General features: G+C 73.3%; 14 protein-coding genes and 1 pseudogene. 10 read left to right on the forward strand and 5 right to left on the reverse strand.

The genetic code is table 11. The annotated features are described in order from the left end of the window. Nucleotides 1-756: 756 nt before the first annotated feature. The 7 genes from IE273_RS44480 (at nucleotide 757) to IE273_RS41605 (ending at nucleotide 12,117) form a co-directional block, all read left to right on the forward strand. On the forward strand, nucleotides 757-1,527 hold the full coding sequence (locus IE273_RS44480) for a PAS domain-containing protein (protein ID WP_229888111.1): 771 nt from the start codon (nucleotides 757-759) through the stop codon (nucleotides 1,525-1,527). Continuing rightward, on the forward strand, nucleotides 1,527-2,789 hold the full coding sequence (locus IE273_RS44485) for a SpoIIE family protein phosphatase (RefSeq protein WP_229888113.1): 1,263 nt from the start codon (nucleotides 1,527-1,529) through the stop codon (nucleotides 2,787-2,789). Before IE273_RS44480 ends, IE273_RS44485 begins: the two co-directional genes overlap by 1 nt. A gap of 168 nt (nucleotides 2,790-2,957) precedes the next feature. Further along, nucleotides 2,958-3,461: a hypothetical protein gene (locus tag IE273_RS41585; protein ID WP_189820303.1), complete on the forward strand. Its 504-nt coding sequence runs from the start codon at nucleotides 2,958-2,960 to the stop codon at nucleotides 3,459-3,461. Next, entirely contained in the window at nucleotides 3,458-6,271 is a 2,814-nt protein-coding gene (locus IE273_RS41590; RefSeq protein ID WP_229888112.1) for a M48 family metalloprotease, read from the forward strand. The genes IE273_RS41585 and IE273_RS41590 overlap by 4 nt, the downstream gene beginning before the upstream one ends. A gap of 88 nt (nucleotides 6,272-6,359) precedes the next feature. Continuing rightward, the gene (locus IE273_RS41595; RefSeq protein WP_189820304.1) at nucleotides 6,360-8,741 is read left to right on the forward strand and encodes a SpoIIE family protein phosphatase; all 2,382 of its coding nucleotides are present in this window, start codon (nucleotides 6,360-6,362) and stop codon (nucleotides 8,739-8,741) included. Nucleotides 8,742-8,899: 158 nt separating this feature from the next. Continuing rightward, complete coding sequence (locus tag IE273_RS41600; RefSeq protein WP_189820305.1) at nucleotides 8,900-11,668, forward strand: SpoIIE family protein phosphatase; 2,769 nt, start codon at nucleotides 8,900-8,902, stop codon at nucleotides 11,666-11,668. A gap of 116 nt (nucleotides 11,669-11,784) precedes the next feature. Then, a complete protein-coding gene (locus IE273_RS41605) occupies nucleotides 11,785-12,117 on the forward strand; it encodes a putative quinol monooxygenase (RefSeq protein WP_189820306.1) in 333 nt (110 codons plus the stop codon). A gap of 256 nt (nucleotides 12,118-12,373) precedes the next feature. Here IE273_RS41605 and IE273_RS41610 read toward each other — a convergent pair. After that, nucleotides 12,374-13,103, reverse strand: a pseudogene (locus tag IE273_RS41610) (class I SAM-dependent methyltransferase); the annotation flags it as partial. A 153-nt stretch (nucleotides 13,104-13,256) separates the two neighbouring features. Here IE273_RS41610 and IE273_RS41615 point away from each other — a divergent pair. After that, on the forward strand, nucleotides 13,257-17,978 hold the full coding sequence (locus IE273_RS41615) for a DUF6531 domain-containing protein (protein ID WP_189820308.1): 4,722 nt from the start codon (nucleotides 13,257-13,259) through the stop codon (nucleotides 17,976-17,978). Between the two features lie 24 nt (nucleotides 17,979-18,002). Continuing rightward, nucleotides 18,003-18,551, forward strand: coding sequence for an SMI1/KNR4 family protein (locus IE273_RS41620; RefSeq protein WP_189820309.1), 549 nt, complete (start codon nucleotides 18,003-18,005; stop codon nucleotides 18,549-18,551). A 29-nt stretch (nucleotides 18,552-18,580) separates the two neighbouring features. Here IE273_RS41620 and IE273_RS41625 read toward each other — a convergent pair whose 3' ends face one another. From IE273_RS41625 to IE273_RS41635, 3 genes are all read right to left on the reverse strand, one after another. Beyond that, the gene (locus IE273_RS41625; protein ID WP_189820310.1) at nucleotides 18,581-19,048 is read right to left on the reverse strand and encodes a hypothetical protein; all 468 of its coding nucleotides are present in this window, start codon (nucleotides 19,046-19,048) and stop codon (nucleotides 18,581-18,583) included. Between the two features lie 299 nt (nucleotides 19,049-19,347). After that, nucleotides 19,348-20,682, reverse strand: coding sequence for a diaminopimelate decarboxylase (lysA, locus tag IE273_RS41630; protein WP_189820311.1), 1,335 nt, complete (start codon nucleotides 20,680-20,682; stop codon nucleotides 19,348-19,350). Nucleotides 20,683-20,696: 14 nt separating this feature from the next. Next, nucleotides 20,697-21,047 (reverse strand): SAV_915 family protein, encoded by a 351-nt coding sequence (locus IE273_RS41635; RefSeq protein ID WP_189820312.1) that lies wholly within the window; start codon nucleotides 21,045-21,047, stop codon nucleotides 20,697-20,699. Between the two features lie 305 nt (nucleotides 21,048-21,352). Here IE273_RS41635 and IE273_RS41640 point away from each other — a divergent pair, with 305 nt between their 5' ends. Then, nucleotides 21,353-21,916 (forward strand): universal stress protein, encoded by a 564-nt coding sequence (locus IE273_RS41640; protein WP_189820313.1) that lies wholly within the window; start codon nucleotides 21,353-21,355, stop codon nucleotides 21,914-21,916. A gap of 149 nt (nucleotides 21,917-22,065) precedes the next feature. Here IE273_RS41640 and IE273_RS41645 read toward each other — a convergent pair. After that, nucleotides 22,066-24,030 (reverse strand): DUF4118 domain-containing protein (locus tag IE273_RS41645; RefSeq protein ID WP_189820314.1); only part of this gene is annotated, 1,965 nt, incomplete at its 5' end.

Raw genomic sequence — 24,030 nt, forward strand, 5'->3', positions numbered from 1 at the left:
CCTCCGACCATGGCCTTGATCCGCTCGCGCTCGGTCGGCGTACGACCCGTGGTGGGGTCGACGGTCACGTCACCGACGGTGAAGATGCCGAACTGCATCTGTCCTCCACCCTTCCAACAGGTTGATGTTTCAACTATACCCCGGCAACACGGTCGCCCCCGCACGTATTCCGCAGCTCAGCAGGGGTGGGCCGGCACCCCGGTCGCCGACGCCCACGCCACCCGGCAGCTCCTGGAGGAGACCGGTCCCGGCCCGGAGACCCCGCTCGCCGGCGACGCCGGTGCCGGGGAGCCGTGCGCGAGGCCCGCCCGCTTCCCCGGCTCCGCACGCGTCCGGGCGGTGCCCGGCACACGGGCCGCGGCCTCGGCGGCCACCGATCACCCGGTCCGCCAGCGCTCGCGACCGCGCTCCCCCCGGGTCCTCGGACCCGCACCGTCACCCGCTCGGCTCACCCCGATGGCCGCCGTCCGGCCCACCCGCCAGGGTCGCAAGCAAAAGCCCGGTGTCGACGCCGAAGGGGCCGGTGATGCGCCGCTATCCGCCCATCGCCGATCACGGTCTCACCGGAGACCCGCGGACCCGCGCGCCGGTCCCCGCCGGGGCCGTGCCCGACCGGCCGTGCTCTGTGCGGTCCGACTCGCCGGGCGCCTCCGCCGCTCACCGCACGGTCCCGCGCCGCGCGAGCGGACCGGCCGCCGCGGTCCCCGCCCCCGACGCCCCGGGCGCCGCCGCCGGCGCGCGGGGCCAGGCCCGGCGATGTCGTCGCCACACGGCAGCGAGGACCTGTCGGCCACCGTGCTGGAGGCGCTGTTCACCCAGGCGCCCATGGGGCTGTACGTGTTCGACGAACAGCTGCGGGTCGTGCGCTACAACACCGCGCGGCGCGGGGTGCGCGGACTGCCCGGCGACGCGGTGCTCGGGCGGCGGCTCGACGAGGTCGCGGAGGGGTTCCACGATCCCGAACTGCTCCCGCTCGCCCGTCAGGTGCTCACGGGAGAGGCGCGGGTACGGGACCGCCTGATGCGCGGCCGCCCTCCCGGTGGCCCGGACCGGGAGACGGTGCTCTCGGTGTCGGCCTTCCGGGTCCGCCCCCGTGGCGGACACGTCCTGGGCGTCGCCGTCGTGGAGGACGTCTCCGCCCGCCGGCACGCGGCGGACCGGCTGGACATCCTGCACGGCGCCCACCAGGCCATCGGCACGAGCCTGGACGTGCGGGACACGGCGGACGCGCTGGCCGAGGTGGTGGTGGAACGGTTCGCGGACGCGGTGTCGGTGGACGTGCTGGACGAGGCGGTGCGCGGCGCCGCGCTGTCCGGCGGGCCGGTCGACGCGGACGTGCCCCTGCGCCGGGTCGCCTTCCGCTCGGTGAACGACCCCGCCCGGCGGGCCCCCTCGGACACGCTGGACACCTTCCCCTTCCCCACGCCCTTCAGCCGGAGCCTGCAAGACGCCTCACCCGGCTCGTCACCCACCTGGCACCGGACGAGCCGTGGCTGGCCACCGACCCCGAGCGGGCCCGGCTGCTGATCGACGCGGGTGTCCACTCGTTCCTGATCACCCCGCTGGTGGTGCGCCGCACCGTCCTCGGGGTCGTCTGCTTCTACCGGCACCGTGACCCCCGGCCGTACGACGAGGACGATCTCTGCCTGGCCGAGCAGCTGGCCCAGCGTACGGCGCTCAGCATCGACAACGCCCGCAGCTACGCCCGCGAGCGCACCATCGCGACCGGCCGGCACCGCCATCTGCTGCCCCGCACCCCGCCGCGGCTGACCGTGGTCGACACGGCCGCCCTCCACCTGCCCGGCACCAGGGGCGGCGGCGGGGACTGGTACGACGTCATCCCCCTCTCCGGCAGCCGGGTGGCCCTGACCGTCGGCGACGTCACCGGCAGCGGCATCGAAGTGGCCGCCGCCATGGGCCAGTTGCGCACCGCGCTGACGACCCTCGCGGTCCGGGACCCGGCGCCGGAGGAGCTGCTCTCCTGCCTCGACGAGACCACCGTCTCGCTGACGCGGGACACGGGCGAGCCGGTCAGGGCGTCCTGCCTGTACGCGGTGTTCGACCCGGTGACCCGCGCCTGTACGGCCGCCAGCGCGGGGCACGCGCCCCCGGTGGTCCTCGGCGCGCTCGGCGATCCCCTGGCCCTCGAACCGCCCGCCGGCCCACTGCTCGGCACGGGGCGCGGCGGGTACGAGGCGGTGCGCGCCGAACTGCCGGACGGCAGCCTGTTGGCGCTGTACACCAACGGTCTCGTCCGCGCGGCGCAGGGCGCCCGGCAGATCCTGCTGCGCGTCCTGAGCCATCCCGACCGCCCCCTGCGCCGGCTCGCCGACGACGCGGTGTACGCCCTCCTGCCCAGCCAGGGCGAGGACGACGCCGTTCTGCTGCTCGCCCGTACCCGCGGCCTGGCGGAGGAGCGGCTCGCCGAATGGACGCTGCCCAAGGATGCGGCCGTCGTCGGCACCGCCCGCCGGCTCGCCCGGCACCAGCTCGCGCACTGGGGGCTGGAAGACCTGGCCTTCACGACCGAACTGATCGTCAGCGAACTGGTCACCAAGGCCATCCGGTACGGCAGTCCGCCGATCCGGCTGCGCATGATCCGCGACCGGAGCCTGATCTGCGAGGTGTCCGACGGCAGCAGCACCGCGCCCCACCTGCGCAACGCCCGCGCCATCGACGAGGGCGGCCGAGGACTGTCGCTCGTCGCCCGGCTCGCCGCCCGCTGGGGCACCCGGTTCGGACGCCGGGGCAAGACGATCTGGTGCGAGCAGGAGCTGGACGGCGGCTGAACGCCGGGGCCCTTCCGAGCCACCGTGGCCGGCCGATGCCGTACCGGCCCGGCGGTACGGTGAACCGGGGGTTCCGGCAGGCGTACGGCATGCTCCAGCGGGAAATACCCGAACAGCGCGCTCGGGTACGGGTGCGCACGGGGAACGGACGGGGGAGGGAGCGGGCGCATGCGTGCGACCGTGCTCGATGTGGTGCGGGACGTCATCGACCGACACGCGCCGGAGGAACGGCAGTTGGTCGACGACCTGGCGGGCCTGGACTACGGTCTGGTGGTACGGCGGACGCGGCGGGCGTCCTCCGGCGGTCGGTCCGACCCGCTGGGCTTCGGCCTCGACACCGTCGCGGCCATGGTCACCCCCCTGGTCCTGCTGGTGGTCGACGAGGCGTGCCGCGCCGCCGTCGCGGACGGCACCGGGCGGCTGGTGAACCGGGCCGCGACCGCCCTGGGGCGGCTGCGCCCGTCCGCCCGCCGCCCGGCCGCCCCGCCCGAGGTGCCCCGTCTCGACCGGGAGCAACTGGCGTCCGTACGGCGGCGGGTGCATGAGGAAGCGGTCCGGCGCGGCTTCTCCGACGCCGACGGCCTCGCGGACGGCGTGGTCGCACGGCTGGCCCTGGCGGGCGCGGACGAACCGCGCGCCGACCGGCGGGGCGAGGACGGGGCGGTCCGGTGAGCGGAGCCACGGAGGCGGCCTTGCCCCGCCCGGTGCCCGCGCCGCAGGCCCCCGATCCGGGCGTGCTGCCCGCCGGGACCTCCCTGCGCTTCCTCGTCCTCGTCGTCGCGATGGCGGCGGCCACGGTCGAGATGCTGACCGGCCTCCTGCGGCCGTACCCGGCCCAGAACGTCGCGTTCCTCTGCGAGTTCGCGGCGGGCTACGACCCGGGCGGCAACGTCATCGACAACGTGACGCGCAGCAACGCCCACGCGGAGGCGATCAAGGAGTGCGCCCAGGGCGCCCCCGTGACGCCGCAGTGGTACGGCCTGGCCGGCAGTGTCGTCGTCCTGCTGGTGGCCGCGGCCGTCTACCTGCTGCTGCCGCGCTGGAAGCGGCGGCGGCACGGTCTGGTGCCGCTGCACGGCCGGGACCCGCAGGGCGAGGTCCGGGCCGAGGTCGCCCGGCTGGCCGGGCTCGCCGGAGTGCGCGCCCTGCCCGACCTGGTGGTCGACCTGACGGCGTTCGACGCCGGCGCGGTCGTCTTCGGCCGGGCGGGCAGGCGCACCCTCTGCCTCGACAACGGCCTGCTGCACGTCCGCCGCTCCGACCCGGCCCGCTTCCAGGCGGTGCTCCTGCACGAACTGGCCCACCTGCGCCACCGGGACGTGGACATCGCGTACGCCGTGACGGCCCTGTGGCGGGCCTTCCTCACCCTGGCCGCCGTCCCGTTCACCCTCGTGCTCGGCGGGAGCCTCGTCGCGGCGCAGTTCGGCTGGTTCATGGGCGCCGACGCCGTCTTCTGGCCCGCCTCCCGGCCGTACATGGTCCGGGAGATCGCGACCGCCGGGTTCCTGTTCCTGCTGGTCGCCCTGGCCCGCGCGGACACCCTGCGCCACCGCGAGCTGTACGCCGACCGGGGGGCCGTGGCGCTGGGCGCCGATCCCGGCGTCTGGCGGGCGCGGGCCGAGAGAGCGGGGACACAGGACGGCCCGGCGCGGAGCGTCACGGCGTTGTGGCGCAGTCACCCGTCGTGGGCGGAGCGGCGCCGCGCGCTGGAGGACCCGGCGGCCCTGTTCGCCCTGACGGACGTGCCGTTGTTCCTGCTCGGGGCGGTGACCCTGGTCACCGGCAACGCGCTGAGCGACCGGTGGGACGCGCTTCCGGCCGCCTGGGTCGTCGGGGGTCTGGCGGCGGCCCTGTTGACGGTCTCGGTCTGGCGCGCGGCCCTGTACGCCGCGCACCGGGGCGTTCCCGGCCCGTCGGGTGTGCGGGCCGGCTCGGCGCTCGGACTCGGCCTGGTGTGCGGGGAGTTGCTGTCCGGGTCGAGCATCGGTCCGGGCTGGTGGCCCGCCCACCCGGAACCCCTGCTCTTCCCGCTCCTCGGGGGCGTGGCCTACGTCTGCTGGCTGGCCCGGTGCGCCCGGCTGAGCCTGCGGGACACCCCGGGCACACCGCGCGCGCTGCGCGGAGCGGTGCTCGTCGCGGCCGTCGCGGGGTGCGTCGTGGCGGCGGCCGGTCTGAGCTGGTGGATGGGCGCGGGCAAGCTGCTGCTGGCCGGGGACCTGTACCAGGCGGGCGGTCTGGAGCAGGACATCCGCCGGATGTTCCCCGGCCCGTGGGGGACGCGGCAGTACGCGGCGGTGCTGCCCTGGATCGCCTCGGTCCTCACGAGCCTGAGCGTCGCGGGCTCGACCCCCGTGATCGTGGCGGCGGCGGTGGTGCTGTGGGTGTACCCGGCCGTACTGCTGCTCGGACGGCCTCGGGCGACGGGGCTGCGCTCCACGCTCCTCGCCGGCCTGGCCGGGGGCGTGCTCGGGGTCGCCGCCGTGGCGGTGGCGATGGCGTACGTCCACTCCTGGCGCCCTCCGCTCGGCGAGCGGGGCACGGCCTTCGGTGTCGTCTTCATGTGGTGGCGGACCGTCGCCCTGTGGACCGGCGTGGCCGTGACGGCGGCCGTCGTCGCCGTGACCACCCGCACCCACCGGCTGCCCCGCGCCCTGACCGCCGCCGGCATCGCCCAGATCCTGGCGCTGGCGGGGCAGTTCCTGCTCCAGTCCGCCGACGGCTGTCTGGGCCCGCTGCGGGTCATGGGCGACAGCTGCCACTGGCTGCCGGGGGCGTCCTGGTCGCTGACCGAACTCCTGGTGCAGACGGCCGCACCGGCGATGTTCGGCGCCGCCCTGGTCGCCGCACCCCTGGCCCGGGTCCCCCGCGCCCGAAGGCCCCCGGCGCCCGCCGAGGCAGTACGGCGGTCCTGGCCGACCCGCGTCACCGTGGGCGCCGTCGCCGTCCTGGCCGTGGCGTCGTCCGTCGTGGCCGTGCGTTCGGTGACGGGCCACGACACAGCCCTGGCGGTGCCCGACCGTCCACCGGCCGCCGGCACCGGCGAACGCGTGCGCAGCTTCCAGCTACTGGCCTGGTTCAAGACGAGCGGCCAGGCCGACATCGTCGCCATGGCCTCTCGCTACACCGCGTTCGCGAAGTGGTTCAAGGAGTCGACGGACGCGGAGACCGGTGCCATCGACGGGGACACCCTGCGCCCCGTCTGCGCCGGCCTCGCCCGCGACACGGCCACCGCCCGGCGCCATCTGGGCGTCCCCGACCCGGAACTGGGCCGCGCGTGGTCCACGCTGCTGACCAAGAGCCGGGACGCGGCCCGCGAGTGCACGTCCGTACTCGACTCGGAGACCGACGACGTGCGGCGCAACACGAAGATGCTGGAGGACCTCGTCGCCGCGTACGAACAGGCGACCAGGACCGTCCCAGCCCTGACGAAACGCGTCACCACCGCGCTGGAGCAGTGGCCGCAGTGGAAGAAGACCGGCTGACCGGCCCGCCCCGACGCCGACCCTCCTGTGCGGTTGTCGTCCGTCGGCCGGCACGGGATGCTGAGGGGGCACGGAGGGAAGCGGTGTCATGGATCGTTTTCCGCATGCCGCCAACGTCGATTTCCACAGTCCGCTGGATCTCTCCAAGGCCGCCGCCGCGGTACTGGACGCCGAAGGCCGCGTCTCCGGATGGGGATCCTCGGCCCAGCGCTTGCTCGGGCATTCCCCCGAGGAGGTGCTCGGGCAGCCGGCTGCCCGGCTGCTGGCCGCGACCCCCGGGCAGCGACTGTCCACCCTGTGCAAGCTCTGCAAGGGGCACACGCCCCGCGGCACCGTCCTGGACCTCTGCTGCCGGGACGGACGGATCCTGCGCGCGGCCGTGACGTTCGGCCCACTCGCGCACCGGGGCGCCGCCGCGACCGTCGTGGTCGCGGCCGACCTGGACACGCTGCGCGGCTGGGAGGCGCAGCTGGCGATGGTGCAGGGGCTGGCGACCGAGTCCGACGTGGGCCTGACGATCTTCGACACCGACATGCGCGTCGTCTGGGGGAACGTCTCCACCGATCTGGAGCTGGCGGGGATCGCCCCGTACATCGGCCGGCCGGCCGCGGATCTCTTCCCCGAGGGCGAATTCATCTCCCGCCACCACCCTCCGGACGAGGACCAGATCATGGAGCACGTCCTGACGACGGGCGAACCGATCATGGGCATGCACTACCGCGGGCGTGCTGCCTCCGATCCGGTGCGCGAGCACGTCTGGTCCTGCTCGTACCACCGGCTGGTGGACGCCCGAGGGGAACTGCTGGGGCTCTTCGAGGAGTCCCTGGACATCACCGACCGCTACCGCGCCCAGGAACGGCTGTCACTGCTCGTACGGGCCGGAAAGCGCATCGGTGCCTCGCTGGACGTGCGTCGTACGGCCGCGGAGCTCGGGGACGTGGCGGTACCGCAGCTGGCCGACGAGGTGCTGGTGGACCTGCCGCCGGCGGTCATCGAGGGGCGGCAGCCGCCCACGGGCTCGGCGCCGGGACACGGTCTGCTGCGGATGCACGGCCGGACCCCGGAGGAGTTCCGGACCAGCCCCGTCTCCTACCCGCCCTCGTCACCGCAGGCCCAGAGCCTGGCCACCAGCCGCCCGGTCGTCGACGCCTCCCCGCCGGGGACACGGGACGGCACGGGACCGGCCGCCTCGCACTGCTGCCTCTTCGTCCCGCTGCTCACCCGCGACGCGGTCCTGGGCCTCGCCACCTTCCGGCGCAGCAGCAACCCCGACCGCTTCGGGCCCGAGGAGCAGACGCTCGCGGTGGAACTGGCCGAGCGGGCCGCCGTCGGCATCGACAACGCCCGCCGTTACACCAGCCAGCACGCGGCGGCCCTGGTCCTGCAACGGAGCCTGCTTCCCCGGCACCTGCCCGAGCAGAGCGCGGTCGACGTGGCGTACCGCTACCTCCCCGCCGACAGCCGGGTGGGGGTGGGCGGCGACTGGTTCGACCTGATCCCGCTGTCCGGAGCCAGGGTGGGCCTGACCGTCGGCGACGTGGTGGGCCACGGGGTACACGCCGCCGCGACCATGGGCCGGCTGCGCGCCACCGTACGGACCCTGGCCCTGCTGGACCTGGACCCGGCCGAGCTGCTCACCCGGCTGGACGGCCTGGTCGCGCAGGACTCGGAATGCGATGCCGATGACGGGCTGGGCGACGAGACGCTCGGGGTGACCTGCCTGTACGCGATCTACGACCCGGTCGGCGGCCGGTGCGTCTGGGCGAGCGCGGGCCATCCCCCGCCGATCGTGGCCGACGCCAGCGGCTCGGTGGCCTTGTCCGCGCTGGCGCCGGGGCCGCCTCTGGGGCTGGGCGGCCTGCCCTACGAGAACGTCGAGCTGAGTCTGTCCAGCGGCAGCGTCGTGGCGTTCTTCACCGACGGCGTCGTGGAGGACCGGCACACCGACATCGACAGCGGAATCGACCGCCTGGCCCATGTGCTCACCTGGCAGCGGTGCCCGCTGGAGGAACTGTGCGACCGCGCGCTGTCGTCCCGGCCTCCCGGCCCGCAGGCGGACGATGCCACGCTGCTGCTGGTCCGCACCCGGCGGCTCGGCGCCGACCGCGTGGCGGACCTGGAACTGCCGCCGGATCCTGCCATGGTGGCGCACGCCCACACGGACACCGAGCGCCAACTGACGGACTGGGGCCTGTCCGACCTGTCGTTCAGCGCGGCACTCGTGGTGAGCGAGCTGGTCACCAACAGCATCCGGTACGCCACCGGGCCCGTCACGCTGAGGCTGATCAGGGACCGCTGCCTGCTGTGCGAGGTGTCCGACAACGCGCACACCGCACCCCATCTGCGGCGGGCGCGCCGGGACGAAGAGGGTGGCCGCGGCCTCTTCCTCGTCGCCCAGATGTCCCAGCGCTGGGGGACGCGCTACACCGCGTCCGGGAAGACCATCTGGGCCGAGCTGGCGATTCCCTGAGTCGGCGCTCCCGGACCCCGGGGGGGGTGGCGAAGGCCGGGCCGGCGAGGAGGACGGTGGCATGCGCTCGATCGGCGTCGGCTGCCCCACCGTGGTGTTATCAAGGGTGTATGGAGGTATTTTCCGGGCGCTCCCGCAGCCCGGAACATCATCCGCCCGTGGGACGCCCGCGTGAACATCGCGCTCGCCTGCTGAACCTGCGCAGTGCGGCCGGCCAGGTGTTCCTTCTCCAGGTCGTCATCGTGGTCCTGCTGGTCGCCGCCACGGTGGTGGGCGCGATCCTCCAGGCGGCGAGTCACGCTCTTCAGCAGGGGCGACGGGCGTCGGTGATCGCGGCCCAGTCCTTCGCGAACGCCCCGGGCACGGCGGCGGCGCTGCGGAGCCGGGACCCGTCAGCGGTGCTCCAGCCACGGGCCGAGGCGGCGCGCAAGCGCGCGGGCATGGACTTCGTCGTCGTCATCAGCACGACGGGGATTCGTTACACGTACCCCTACCCGCGGGAGATCGGGAAGAAGTTCGTCGGCACCATCGGACCCGCGTTGCGGGGCCGTACCGTCGTCGAGCAGGCCGGCGGGCCGCCCCTGCCCGCGGGCAGGGGGACGACCGTGCAGGCCGTGGTCCCGGTGACGGACTCGCGTGGCAAGGTGGTCGGCCTGGTCTCCGCCGGACTCACGGTCAGGACCGTCGCGGCACTGTGGCTGCCGCAGCTGCCGATCATCCTGGGCAGTGGCACGGCCGCGCTGGCGCTGGCCACGGCGGGCACGACGCTGGTGTCCCGGCGGCTGCGGCGGCACACGCACGGCTTGTCCCCGGTGGAGCTGGCGCAGTTGTACGAGCACCACGACGCGGTCCTGCACGCGGTGCGGGAGGGGGTGCTGATCACCGGTGCCGACGGACGACTGCTGTTGGCGAACGACGAGGCGACGCGGCTGCTCGGACTGCCGGGGGACGTACAGGGGCGTCCGGTGCGGGAGCTGGGACTGCCGGAGCCGGTCATGCGCCTGCTGTCGTCGCCGGAGGCGGTCACCGATGAGGTGCACCGCGCGGGGAACAGGCTGCTGGCGGTGAACAAGCGGCCGACGTACCCGCGAGCCGACCGGGGAGGCAGCGTGGTGACCCTGCGGGACACCACGGAACTGGCGGCGGTCTCGGGGCGCGCCGAGCTCGCGCGGGAGCGGCTGGACCTGCTCTACGAGGCGGGCGTGGGGATCGGTACGACGCTGGACGTGGAGCGTACGGCCCAGGAGCTGGCCGACGTGGCGGCGCCGCGGTTCGCCGACCTGGTGACGGTGGATCTGCTCGACGCGGTGCTGCGGGGCTGGGAGCCGACCGCAGAGGGCTGGCGGCAGCTGCGCCGGGCGGCGATCGGCGGCGCACAGCGGATGATCCCGGTGTACCCGCTGGGCGAAGTGATCACCTTCTCGGCCCGGAGCCCTCAGACGCGGACCTTGCAGGAGGGGCGGGGCGTGCTGGAGGCGGACCTGCGGCAGGCCCACGGCTGGCTGGAACAGGATCCGGAACGCTCCCGGACGGCCCTGGAGGGCGGGCTGCGGTCGCTGGTGACCGTGCCGCTGCGGGCGCGGAACGTGGCGCTGGGGGTGGTGAACTTCTACCGGACGGTGGACTCCCCGGCGTTCGAGCCGGATGATCTCGCCTTCGCGGAGGAACTGGCCGTACGGGCGGGGGTGGCCATCGACAACGCGCGGAGGTTCACCCGGGAGCACGCGATGGCGGTGACCCTCCAGCGCAGTCTGCTGCCGCGGGGGCAGCCGGAACAGGACGCCCTGGAGGTGGCCTGGCGGTATCTGCCGGCGGAGGCGGGGGTGGGCGGGGACTGGTTCGACGTCATCCCGCTCCCGGGGGCCCGTGTGGCCCTGGTGATGGGCGACGTCGTCGGGCGCGGCCTGCACGCGGCGGCGACGATGGGCCGGCTGCGTACCGCGGTGCACAACTTCGCCGTCCTGGACCTGCCCGTGGACGAGGTGCTGGGGAACCTGGACGACCTGGTCGTCCGTATGGACGACGAGGAGCGTACGGGTGGTGCCGCCGAAGACCACGAGGGCGTGGGGGTGACCGGAGCGACCTGCCTCTACGGGGTCTACGACCCGGTGGTGGGGGCCTGCGCCATGGCCCGTGCGGGACACCCGGACCCGGTGGTGGTGCGCCCGGACGGGACGGTCGCCTGTGCCGGGGTCCCGGCCTCGGCGCCCCTCGGTCTGGGCGGCTACCCGTTCGAGACCACCGAGCTGGTCCTGCCGGAGGGTTCGCACCTGGTGCTGTACACCGACGGTCTGGTGGAGGACCGCACCCAGGACATCGACGTCGGGCTGGAGCGGCTGCGCCGGGCGTTGGACGGGTCCGGGAGCCGCACCCCGGAGGAGACGTGTCAGGCGGTGATCGACGCGCTGAAGCCGTCGCACTCCCGCGACGACATCGCGCTGCTCACGGCACGCACCCGGACGTTCCCGCCCTCGCGCGTGGCCGAGTGGGACGTGCCGTCGGATCCGGCGCTGGTCCCCTCGGTGCGGGCGCGCTGTAGGGAGACGTTGCGGAAGTGGGGGCTGGAGGAGACCGGTTTCGCCACGGAGCTCATCGTCAGCGAGCTGGTCACGAACGCGATCCGGTACGGCTCACCGCCGGTGGGCGTGCGGCTGCTGCGCGGACGCTGTCTGACCTGCGAGGTCTCGGACGGCAGCGGCACCTCGCCGCGCCTGCGGCGGGCGGCGACCACGGACGAAGGCGGGCGGGGGCTGTTCCTGGTGGCGCAGTTCGCCCAGCGGTGGGGGACGCGGTACACGCCCCGCGGCAAGGTCATCTGGGCGGAGCAGGTTCTTCACGACGGCGCTTCGGCCGCCCCCCGCCTCGCACCGGTCGACTTCCTTCTCGACCAGTTCGACCTCGACCAGTTCGACGATCCCGGCTCGTGAGCCGGGGTGGGCCGCGGACACCCCCCGGACGACACTCGGCGCGTCGGCCGCCTCGCCGAGGGCGGACCGCACCGACCATGGACGCACGCGACACGAAGCCCGTCGAGGAGCTTGGAATGATCTTCATCACCGCGAAATTCCGGGTGCGCCCGGAGCACGCCGACCGATGGCCGGAGATCTCGGCCGCGTTCACCGAGGCGACACGCGCCGAACCGGGGTGCCTGTGGTTCGACTGGTCCCGCAGCGTGGACGATCCGACCGAGTACGTGCTCGTCGAGGCGTTCCGCGACGAGGAGGCGGGTGCCGCGCACGTCCGTTCGCAGCACTTCCGCGACGCGCAGCGGACACTGCCGCCGCACCTCGCCGAGACGCCGCGCATCGTCAACACGACGCTCCCGCAGGAGGACTGGTCCCTGCTCGCGGAGATGGCCGTACAGGACGGGGGCTGACTCGGCTTGGTGGCCGCAGGCGCGGACAACCACCCGAGACCGCCTGGTCCTACCCGAACCGCTGATCAATGGCGGTCCCCGGTGCGCTGACCCGGCAGACCGCGTCGAGGCGTTCGGGCGGGACACGGACCCGGGCCCCCTGGCCGCATGCCTCAGGGACCTCGCGGCGCTCGCGTCCCGGGCACGGCCGGCGGGCCACCGCCTCCACTGCCTGGTGTGGCGGTGATCCCACGACGGGGGAACGCCGGCCGCCTCGGCCCGCAACCTTCTCCCACACGGACACGTGCTGCCGGCTCTCGCTGGTGAACGGCTCGCGCGTCCACCCCTCCCGCCGCTCCCGCAGCCGCATCCCGGCCAGCCGGGCCATGAGGTCCGGCTCGGCGGGCCAGACGTAGCGGAAGGGGACGGCCAGGTAGCTGCCGCGGCCGTCCCGGACGGAGACGTGGTGCGAGGTGACGGACTGGCCGGCCACGTCGTACAGGTCGGACCCGCGCCGCCCCTCGCCCACCCGGAACGGCACGGCGTTCTGCCCGGGCGGCAGCCGCCGCGGATCGGGCACGCCGGCCTCGACGACGAAACAGCCGCCGGGCTCCAGCTGGACGGCGGCGTTGCGGAAGCGGTCCACCTGGGTGTCCTGTGAGGTCAGGTTCATGATCGTGTTGTGGACGAGGTAGGCGACCGAGAAGGTCCCCTCGGCCTTGGCGGTCGCGAAGTCCCCGATCGTGACACCGATCCCGTCCCCGCCGGGCTTGGCCCGCAGCCGCTCGACCATCGCGCGGGACATGCCGATGCCGTGCACCGCGACGCCACGCGCCGCGAGCGGCAGGGCGACCCGCCCGGTCCCGGCCCCGAACTCCAGCGCCCGCCCGCCGTCCCCGGCCGGCCCCGCCAGCAGATCCACGGCAGGCTCCACGACCCGCGGATCGAACATCTCCGCCGACGACGCGGCGAACGGACTCCCCGAAGCGACCGTCTTCATCGAGCATGCGTCGACGGTACGGCGGTCGCCCGGCCCAAGCGCGGCATTGTCCGACGCGGCCGGCACCGGAACCAGACGAACTGACAGTGCGTCAAGCGCACTGGCTACCATGCGTTCGCACGCGCGACGCACGCCTGATCGATCAACGGGGAGCATGGGGATGGGCTACACGATCCCGGGTTGGCTGGACGAGATACTCGACGTCATCGGGGTGAACTTCCCGAACGTGGACGAGGACGACTACCGCGAGATGGCCACGTCCATGCGGGAGTTCGCGGACAACTTCGAGGGCAAGGGCGGGGACGCGCACCAGGCGGTGAGCCGGATCCTCTCCTCCTCCCGGGGCTGGGCCGTCGACGCGATGGAGAAGCACTGGTCGCATGTGAAGGCCGGGCACCTCGACAAGATCCCGGAGCTGGCGCGGCTGTTCGCGGACGCGTGCGACGTCGTCGCGGACGTCATCCACGGGATGAAGATCAAGGCCGAGATCGAACTCGGCGCGATGGCCGCCTCGGTGGGCATCTCGCTCGGCCTGGCCGCGTTCACCGGCGGCCTGTCCGCGCTGCTCGGCGCCGCCGAGATCACGGCGATGCGGCAGGCGGTCAAGCGGATCGTCGACGAGGCCGCCGACCAGATCGTGGACGAACTGGTCGCCCGGGTGACCGAGCCGGTCAACGCCAAGCTGGAGAAGATGGTCGAGGACGCGGTCCTGGACCTGGCCGAGGGCGCGTTCTCCCTGCCCCCGGAGCCCACGACCGGCGGCGGCTCCGGCCAGCACGGCCACGGCGGCGGCATGCGGCCGGCCTCGGCCGGCGGGGCGATGACACTGGCCTCCGCGGGCGGCGGATCCGGCGGTGACCTGCACATCGACCACGTCGAGTTCGAGGACGGCGCCGACAAGGTCTCCCGGCACGGCGGCGACCTGCACACGGCCGTCACCGACCCGCTGGAACGCGCCAAGGGCCACTTCGGCCGCACCAAGGGCAAGGACGCCTTCACCGCGCCCTTCGAATCGGTCCTGGAGGGCGCCCTCAAGGGCTCGGACAAGGCCGTCAAGAAGATCGTCAAGCACCTCTCCGAGACCGTCCCGGACCGCGTGAAGGCAACCTCCCGCCTGCACAAGGGCATCGACATCGACGTCGGCCGGCGGGCCGACGGCATCCACCTCGACTCCGGCACCCGGGGTTCGGACCGCCACGGCGCCCCCGCCTCCGGCCGCAAGCCGGACCCGGGCCTGAAGATCGACTCTGCCGACCTGTCCAGGCAGGGCCGCGAGCTCAACGCCAAGCAGTTGTGCGGCGATCCGATCGACATGGCCAGCGGCCAGATGGCACTCGCCCAGACGGACGTGGCGTTGCCGGGCGTCCTGCCCCTGATCCTGCGCCGTACCCACCTCTCCGGCTACCGAGCGGGCCGCTTCTTCGGCCCCTCCTGGGCCTCCACCCTCGACGAGCGGATCCAGCGGGACGACGCCCTGGGCGGATACTGGTGGCACCGGGAGGACGGGTCCGCGCTCGCCTATCCGCGTATGCCCGACCTGCCCGGCGACCGGGTGGGGCCCGCCGAGGGCGTCCGCCTCCCGCTGACCTATGTGACCCGCGGCAGCGGTTACGTCCTGACGGTGGAGGATCCGTACTCAGGACTCACGCGCCAGTTCGAAGCCGGTACGGCGCAGGGCGGACCGTGGTGGCTGGTCGGCATCGAGGACCGCAACGGCAACCACCTCTCCGTCGAGCGCGACGACGACGGTGTGCCGCTCACCGTCACCCACAGCGGCGGTTACCGCATACGCGTCGACCACGACGACCAGCGGCGCGTCACCGTGCTGTGGGCCCTCACCGACGACGACCCGGTACGCCTGCGCGCCTTCGGCTACGACGCCGCGACCGGGAACCTGAGCGACATCCGCAACGCGGTCGACGCGCCCACGCGGTTCGCCTACGACGGCGCCCACCGCGTGACGGGGTGGCGGGACTCCAACGACACCGAGTTCACCTACGTCTACGACGCCGAGGGACGGGTGATCGAGACCCGTGGGACCGACGGCATCCTCAACTCCCGCCTGTCCTACGGCGAGCGCCAGGACGACGGCACCAGCACCGCCACGTACACCGACTCACTCGGCAACGCCACGGTCTACCGCGCCAACCGGCACGGGCAGATCGTCGCGATCACCGACCCGCTCGGGCACACGATCACCCAGACCTGGGACCGCCACGACCACCTGCTCTCCCGCACCGACCCGCTGGGCCGTACCACCCGCTGGACGTGGGACGACGCGGGCGACCTGATCTCGGTCACGGCTCCCGACGGCACAAGCAGCCACGTCACCTACGACGCGTCGCACCGGCCGGTCCGCATCACCGATCCGCTGGGGGCGACGTACGTCCAGGACTTCGACGCGCGGGGCAACCGCACCGCCCTGACCGCACCGGACGGCTCGGTCCACCGGTTCACCCACCATCCCACGGGCGCCGTCGCCACGGTCAGCGGTCCCGCGGGCGACACACTCCGCATCGACACCGACCCGGCGGGCCTGGCCACCGCCCTCGAAGACGCCCAGGGGAACCGCACCCGCTACCTGCGGGACGACCTCGGACGCCCGGTACGCATCACCGACCCGCTCGGGGCGGCCACCACGCTCGTGTGGGACGCCGAGGGGCGGCTGCGGGAACGTACCGCGGCCAACGGCGCCACCGAATCCTGGACGTACGACGGAGAGGGCAACTGCACCGGCCACACCGACCCTGTCGGGGGGCGTACGCGGCTGGTCCACGGCCCCTTCGACCTGCTGCTCGCCCGTATCTCCCCGGACGGCGTGGAACACCGGTTCCGCTACGACACCGAACGCCGGCTGACCGAGGTGCTCGACCCCCAGGGGCTCGTCTGGAGGTACGTCTACGACGCCGCCGGACAACTGGTGCAGGAGACCGACTTCGACGGGCACGAGACGACCTACCGCTACGACGCGGCGGGCGACCTGACCGCGCGGATCAACGCGGCGGGGCAGACCGTCGGTTACCACTACGACGCGTCCGGGCAACTCGTCGAGAAGGTCGTGGACGGGCGCAGGACCGTCTTCCGGAACGACGCGTGCGGGCGGCTCCTCTCGGCAGCCGGTCCCGACGGGACACTGGCCTACGCGTACGACGCGGTGGGGCGTGTCATCGCGGAGACCATCGACGGCCGGACGCTCACCACGGCCTGCGACGCCTCGGGGCGCCGGACACTCCGCAGGACACCCGGGGGCGTCGAGACGGCGTACTCCTACGACACGGCCGGCCGCTACACCGAGCTGTCGCTGTCGGGCCGCACCCTCTCCTTCGAACACGACGCGGCGGGGCGGGAGGTGCTGCGGCACCTCGGTGACCGGTTCACCCTCGCCTTCGCCTGGAATCCCGTCGGCGGCCTCAGCGGGCAGACACTCACCGTCCACGGCACCGCGCAGCCGTCGATCCAGCGCGGCTACACCTACCGTCACGACGGGCTGCTGACCGGCATCACCGACCGGGACGCCGGCCGGCGCTCGTTCCTCCTGGACGGGGCGGGACGGGTCACCGCCGTCGATGCCGGGCGCTGGAGCGAGAGCTACGCCTACGACGAGACCGGCAACCAGACGCGGGCGACCTGGCCGGAGAAGCATCCCGGCAGCCAGGCGCGCGGAACGCGCACCTACGCCGGAACGCGCCTGATCGGCGCCGGCAACGTGCGCTACGAACACGATGCCGTCGGCCGGTGCGTGCTCCGGCAGGTCAAACGTCTCTCCCGCAAGCCCGACACCTGGCGTTACGCCTGGGACGCCGAGGACCGGCTCCTCTCCGTCGTCACCCCCGACGGCACCCGCTGGCGGTACCTGTACGACCCCCTCGGGCGGCGCATCGCGAAACAGCGCCTGTCCGCGGACGGCGCCGTCGCCGAGGAGACCCGGTTCGTCTGGGACGGTTCCACGCTGGTGGAGCAGACCACCCGGGTCGGCGGCGCGGCCGAACTGGTCACGCTCACCTGGGACCACGACGGCCAGGCACCTGTCGCGCAGACCGAGACCAAGTCCCTCGCGGACGCTCCGCAGGACGTCGTCGACCAGCGCTTCTTCGCCATCGTCACCGACCAGATCGGCACTCCCACCGAACTCGTCGACGAGGAGGGCGGGATCGCGTGGCGCACCCGCTCGACCCTCTGGGGCTCGACGACCTGGAACCAGGACGCCACCGCCTACACACCGCTCAGGTTCCCGGGCCAGTACTACGACCCCGAGACGGGGCTGCACCACAACTACTTCCGTCACTACGATCCCGAGACCGCGCGCTACCTCACCTCGGACCCCCTCGGCCTGGACCCCGCGCCGAACCCCTTCGCCTACGTCGACAACCCGCACACGCTGTCCGATCCGCTGGGCCTCACCCCCTGTGACGAGAACGACGTCACGTGGGGCGGCCGGGTGCGCTACGGTGCGCCCGGTCCCGGAGGCCGCGCCACCACCATGCGCGCCACGATCGAGTCCGACATGACCGGCGGCAAGACCGATCCCCGGGTCAATGTGCCCGGTTACCAGAAGTACAAGAAGCTCAACAAGACCCACTTGCTCGGCGCGCAGATCGGCGGCTCCAACCGGGACCCCCGGAACTTTGTCACCATGCACCGGTTCGCGAATTCGCCGGTCATGCGGAAGATCGAGGACCAGATCAGGGAAGCGGTCGACAAGCGCGGTGAGACCATCGAGTACACCGTCACGCCCGTCTACCGCACGAACGACCCCACCGACGTCATTCCGCTGGGGCTGACCATCGAGGCCCGGGGGAACAAGGGATTCGCCTTCACCCCCTACGAAGGCGGCGACAGTACGAACATCATCACTATCCTGAATGTCCCCAAACGCATATGACGCCCCCGAGGAGACACGCGCCTCATGCATCCCGCTGTGACCAGGCTCATCGAGATCGTTCCGCCGGGCACCGCCCGGCGGACCCGCGACTGGAACGCTGTCGAACATGCGCTCGGCACGCCGTTGCCGGAGGACTACAAGGAACTGGTCGAGGTCTACGGAGGCGGCGTCTTCGACGAGACGGTATGGCTGCTCGACCCGGAGTGCCCTGACGAGGACTACAACCTCGTGGCCCAGTTCGCGGAGCGGGAGAAGGTGCTCGGCCGGCTGTGGCAGACCGAGCCGAAGCCGGCGGAACTCGACAGGCCGGGTACGCGGGTCCTGCCCTGGGCCTACATCGAGGACAGCGGAGCGATGCTCTACTGGCTCGCCGGACCGGGGCAGAGCCCGGACGAGTGGACCGTGATGTTCAACGAGGGGCGCGGTCCCGAGTGGGAGCACCACGCCACTCGGTGCGCCCCCTTCCTCCTGGCCGTCCTGACGGGAGAGTCCCAGAGCGCGTATTTCCCCGGCCTCCCCGCCGACAGCCACCAGTTCGACTCCAACGACGAGATCCTCGGCGAGGAGGACTGAGGAATTCCCACCCATGTCCGCACCGGGCCTCACGCCGCCGCGTCGTAAGCGGCGCGCGACCGGACGCCGTCGTCGGTCCGCGGCCGTGGAGCCCGCTCCGCGAACACGGACAGACGCAGCACGAGGTAGCGGCCTGTCCCGACGAGCGCGGTGGCCGCCAGGTACACCGTCTGTTGCAGGACGAGCCCGGCTCCGGGGCGGAGCGCGGCCAGAGCGCCGAGCGCTGCCGACGTGACCAGCCAGCCGACGGCGATGGTGGCCGCGCTCTTCACATGGCCCGCCAGGCCCGGCCGTCCCTGGCCGAACGAGACGCGGGCATGCAGCTCGGTGGCGGCCACGGTGGAGGCGATGGCCGTCAGCGCGTTCGCGGCCGTCCACGGGATCCACTGCGAGAGGAGCATCAGGGCCGCCGAGGCCGCCAGGGTGACCGCGCTGCCCAGCCCGGAGAAGCGCACGAAGGACGCCGCGTGACGGTGGATCAGTCGCAGGCCGTTCATGGTGGTCCCCTCCCGGGCCGCTGCCCCTCGCGGGGCCGTCGTCGTCATGCCGGAGACCATGGCCGATCCGCCGTTCACCGCCGCTTCACAGCGATTTCAGGCATGTCCGTGGCGGTGAAACCGACGCAGCGACACGTGACTCGGGTCGACCGTGAACAACCGTCCAGGGGGCGGGACTCAGGGCGAGGCAACGGGTGCCGGCTCGGCCGGCGCCGACAGGCCCGGCCGCTCCTCACGCCACTGCGGTGCCGCCGATGGCCTCGGCGAAGCCGCGGGTGACCGCCGGGCCGGGGCCGCGGCTACAGACCCACGTCTCGGCCGCGGATGTCCTCCATCGACTCGCGGCGGACCAGGAGGCGGGCGAGGCCGTCGCGTACGGCGACCACGGGCGGGCGGCCGACCAGGTTGTAGCCGGAGGCCATGGAAAGGTGGTAGGCGCCGGCCACGGGTACGGCGAGCAGGTCGCCGGGGCGTACGTCGGCGGGGAGTTCGGCGTCGGCGGCCAGGATGTCGCCTGCCTCGCAGTGCCGCCCCACCACGGTGACCCGGGCCGGGGCCGCGGTGCTGTGCCGGCCGATCAAGCGGGGTGCGTAGCGGACGCCGTACAGGGCCGGCCGGGGGTTGTCGCTCATGCCGCCGTCCACGGCCACGAACACGGTCTCGCCCGAGTGCTTCACGGACAGAACACGGTACAGGGCGATCCCGGCGGGGCCCGCTATCCCGCGCCCCGGCTCGATGACCAGCCGGGGCACGGGGAGTCCGGCCGAGGCGCAGGCGTCGGTGAGCTCGGTGCGGACCTTGCGGGCCAGTGACGTCAGGTCGAGGGCGTCCTCGCCGGGCCGGTAGGCGATGCCGTGTCCGCCGCCGAGGTCGAGTTCGGGCAGGACCAGGCCGTGCTGTTCGTGCAGGCGGGCCATCAGGCCGACCATGCGGCGCACGGCCGCGAGGTACGGCTTGACGCTGGTGATCTGCGAGCCCAGGTGGCAGTGCAGACCGGTGAGTTCGAGCTGCGGCTGGTCGAGGATGCGGGCGATGGCGTGCTGGGCGTAGCCGTCCGCGATGGAGAGTCCGAATTTCTGGCCGTCCGTGCCGGTCCGGACCTTCTCGTGGCCGCCCGCGCTGATGCCGGGCACCACGCGCACCATGACCTTCTGACTGCCGCCGGGGCCCACGGCGGCGGCCAGCCGGGCGATCTCCGAGGGGCTGTCGATGACGACACGGCCCACGCCCAGGCGGAGAGCCGTCTCCAGGTCCCGCGGAGACTTGGCGTTGCCGTGCAGCACCATCCGCTCCGGTGAGAAGCCGGCGGTGACCGCGAGCTCCAGCTCGCCGGCCGAGCACACGTCCAGTCCGAGGCCCTCCTCGTCCATCCAGCGGACCATGGCCCGGCACAGGAACGCCTTGGCCGCGTAGAGGACTTCGGCGTCCGGGAAGGCGTCCCGGTAGGTGCGGCAGCGGTGGCGCACTTCGGCCTCGTCGAGGACGTAGACGGGGGTGCCGAAGCGGTCGGCGATCTCCGCGAGCCGTACTCCGCCCACGGTCAGGTGGCCGGGGCCGGACTCGGTCGTCGAAGCGGGCCACACCGACAGTCCGGCGAGGGCCGCGGGGGCGGCGGGTTCATGAACGGTGGTCATCGCCTGCTCTCCTCTCAGCCGATCCGCTGGGCCGGGGCGGCCAGTGCCGCCTCCAGGACGGCCGGCCCGACCGGGGCCGGGGCCGGGGCCGTGAACAGCGGGTCGATCGTGACGCTGGTGACGCCCAGCGGTGCGGTCAGTGCGCGCAGTGCGGGCTCGGCGAGGCGGATCCACGCCTGACCGGCGCCGAGCGTCACGACGAGCCTGCGCTCGGAGGTGAAGCCGACGGCTGTGCGGTCGCCGAGCGGTGTTCGGAAGAGGCGGGCCGCGCACCCGGAGGGGCCCGGCCGGACCGGGACGTACAGGGGTCCGGCCGGGAACCGATCGGAGGGCTCGGGGTCTTCGCCGTACAGGAGTTCTTCCATGGAATACCTCCGGAAAGGAGAGCTGAAGCGCCCCGGACGCGGGGAGGCGGACCGGGGCTCGCCAACGACGCTATGCCCGTCCGCGTCCGGTCCCGGCCCCTCCTGACGGAATGCTGACGGTGACCGGGACGACATTGACGGAATGCTGACATGCCTGGTCGGCGGCCCCGGCGAGGCCCGTCAGAAGAGCGCCAAGAACTGGCTCGCGGCCTTTTCCGACGCCGTTCCCGCAAGTGAGATGGAAGTCGCTTCGACGAGATCGCCGGCGGGAACGGAACCACTGGCGTGGGGAGAACGGTGAAGAGATGTCCCAGTCCGACGCGCCCTCAGCCGCTCGTGTCGTGGTGGGGGTGAGCGGCTCTCCGAACAGCCTCGTCGCCTTGCGCCGGGCCGCCGAGGAGGCCCGGCGCCGCGGAGCCGAGCTCTGGCCGGTGCTGGCCTGGGAGCCGCCCGGAGGGGAGCTCGCCGCGCGCCGGTCCCCGGCCCCGGCGATCACGATGGACGACTGGGAGCGGCTGGCCCGGGAGCGACTGCTCCAGGCCCTGCGCGACGTGTTCGGCGGCACCGACCTCGGGCTGCCCGGGCAGGCGCTCATCGCCCGGGGTACCCCGGGAGGGGCACTGGTGCGGATCGCCGGCCGAGAGGACGACCTCCTCGTGATCGGCGCCGGACGACATGGCCGTCTGCACCGTGCGCTGAGACCGTCGGTCAGCCGCTACTGCCTCGCCCGGTCCACCTGCCCCGTCCTCGCGGTACCGCCGTCCCCGCTGGAGTCCGAACTGACGGCCGTGCGTCGCCGTACCACCTGGCGGCTGCGGCTGGACACCGAGCATGTCTGGAGGGAGCTCAACGTGCCGTTCGATGCCTGAGCTCCCCAGAGATGGCGACCGTCAGCAGGACCGGCCGCCCCGGACACCACTGCGGTGCCGTCCATGGGGCGGGCATCAAGGTCGGGCCACCACCGGGTGTGTCCACGGCGTACGAACGTGCCGGGACTCGGCGAAGCCGCGGGTGCCCGTCAGGACGTCGCCGCCGCCGGCAGGTCCGGCCGCTCGGGCCGGCGCCGCGGTGCCGTCGGCACGCTGAGCACCATGGTGAGGCCGCCGCCGGGGGTGTCCTCGGCGGCGAGGGTGCCGCCCATCGCTTCGGTGAAACCGCGGGCGACCGCGAGGCCGAGTCCGACGCCGTTGCCCCGTGGGGAGTCGCCGTAGCGCTGGAAGGGCTCGAAGATGCGGTCCTTGGCGTCGTCGGGGACGCCGGGGCCGCGGTCCACCACACGGACCTCGACCCGGTCCGCGAGGGCGCTCGCGGACACCAGGGCCCTCTCCCCCGGCGGGCTGTGTTCGACCGCGTTCTCGACGACGTTGGCGACGGCCCGCTCCAGCAGGCCCCGGTCCACGTACACCATGGACAGCGTTTCCGGGATGTCCAGTTCCACGCTGTCCTCGGGCACCCCTCCCAGTGCCATGGGGACGACCTCGTCGAGGTCGGTCTCGCGGATGAGCGGGGTGACGGTGCCGGTCTGGAGCCGGGACATGTCCAGGAGGTTGCCCACCAGGTGGTCGAGGCGGTCCGCGCCCTCCTCGATGGCCTCCAGCAGCTCCGCCTGGTCCTGCGCGGACCAGGCGACGTCGTCGGAGCGCAGGGAGGTGACGGCCGCCTTGATGCCGGCCAGCGGGGTGCGCAGGTCGTGGCTGACGGCGGCGAGCAGCGCGGTGCGGATGCGGTTGCCCTCGGCCAGTTCCTTGGCCCGGTCGGCCTCCTGACGCAGGCGCTGGCGGTCCAGGACGACGGCCGCCTGGGCGGCGAAGGCGGCGAGCACCCGACGGTCGGCGGCCGGCAGCACGCGTCCCGAGAGCGCCAGTGACATGTGGTCGCCGACGGGCACGTCGACGTCCGCGTCGTCGGGCTCCTGGCACGGCCTGGGTCCCACGCTGCCCGCGCAGGTCCACGGATCGGTCTCGCCGGACCGCTCCAGCAGCGCCGCCGACTCCATGCCGAACGTTTCGCGGACCCGCTCCAGGAGCTCTTCCAGGCCGGTCTCGCCGCGCAGCACGTTGCCCGCGAGGAAGGACAGGATCTCGGACTCGGCGCGCAGCCGCGCGGCTTGGTGCGTGCGCCGGGCGGCGAGGTCCACCACCGAGGCGACGGACACGGCGACCCCGACGAAGATGGCGATGGCGACGATGTTCTTCGGGTCGGCGATCGTCAGGGTGTGGACGGGCGGGGTGAAGAACCAGTTGAGCAGCAAGGATCCCACGACCGCCGAGGCCAGCGCGGGGAACAGCCCGCCGAGCAGGGCCGCCGCCACCGTCAGGGCGAGGATCAGCAGCATGTCGTTGGCGAGCCCGACGTCCGGCAGGGCGCCGATGAGGAGCCAGGTCAGCAGGACGGGACCGAGGACGCCGGCGAGCCAGCCGGCGACGACCCGGGATCGTCCGAGGCGGGCACCGCGCGCCACCGGCAGTCCGCGACCCTTGCCCACCTCGCCGTGGGTGATGAGGTGGACGTCGAGGTCGGGTCCCGACTCGCGGGCGACCGTGGCGCCGACGCCCGGTCCGAAGGCGTACTGCCAGGTGCTGCGGCGGGAGACGCCCAGCACGATCTGGGTGGCGTTCACGCCCCGGGCGAAGTCGAGCAGGGCGGCCGGGATGTCGTCGCCGACGACGTGGTGGAAGGTGCCGCCGAGGTCCTCCACCAAGGTGCGCTGGACGGCCAGCTCCTTCGGCGAGGCGGCGGTAAGGCCGTCACTGCGGGAGATGTAGACGGCCGCGACCTCTCCGCCGGCGCCCTTCTCCGCCAGGCGGGCGGCACGCCGTATCAGCGTGCGGCCCTCCGGGCCGCCGGTCAGGCCGACGACGATCCGCTCGCGCGAACCCCAGATCGTCGACACCCGGTGTTCGCTGCGGTACTCGTTCAAGTACTCGTCGACCCGGTCGGCCACCCACAGCAGCGCCAGCTCGCGCAGGGCGGTGAGGTTGCC

This window comes from Streptomyces olivaceoviridis (genome assembly GCF_014650115.1).
Taxonomy (GTDB): domain Bacteria; phylum Actinomycetota; class Actinomycetes; order Streptomycetales; family Streptomycetaceae; genus Streptomyces; species Streptomyces olivaceoviridis.

Coding starts and splice junctions, on each gene's coding strand:
- IE273_RS41620 (WP_189820309.1), top strand. CDS start 18,003: ATGCATCCCGCTGTGACCAGGCTCATCGAGATCGTTCCGCCGGGCACC.
- lysA (WP_189820311.1), bottom strand. CDS start 20,682: ATGACCACCGTTCATGAACCCGCCGCCCCCGCGGCCCTCGCCGGACTG.
- IE273_RS41625 (WP_189820310.1), bottom strand. CDS start 19,048: ATGAACGGCCTGCGACTGATCCACCGTCACGCGGCGTCCTTCGTGCGC.
- IE273_RS41640 (WP_189820313.1), top strand. CDS start 21,353: ATGTCCCAGTCCGACGCGCCCTCAGCCGCTCGTGTCGTGGTGGGGGTG.
- IE273_RS41595 (WP_189820304.1), top strand. CDS start 6,360: ATGGATCGTTTTCCGCATGCCGCCAACGTCGATTTCCACAGTCCGCTG.
- IE273_RS41635 (WP_189820312.1), bottom strand. CDS start 21,047: ATGGAAGAACTCCTGTACGGCGAAGACCCCGAGCCCTCCGATCGGTTC.
- IE273_RS44480 (WP_229888111.1), top strand. CDS start 757: ATGTCGTCGCCACACGGCAGCGAGGACCTGTCGGCCACCGTGCTGGAG.
- IE273_RS41585 (WP_189820303.1), top strand. CDS start 2,958: ATGCGTGCGACCGTGCTCGATGTGGTGCGGGACGTCATCGACCGACAC.
- IE273_RS41605 (WP_189820306.1), top strand. CDS start 11,785: ATGATCTTCATCACCGCGAAATTCCGGGTGCGCCCGGAGCACGCCGAC.
- IE273_RS41615 (WP_189820308.1), top strand. CDS start 13,257: ATGGGCTACACGATCCCGGGTTGGCTGGACGAGATACTCGACGTCATC.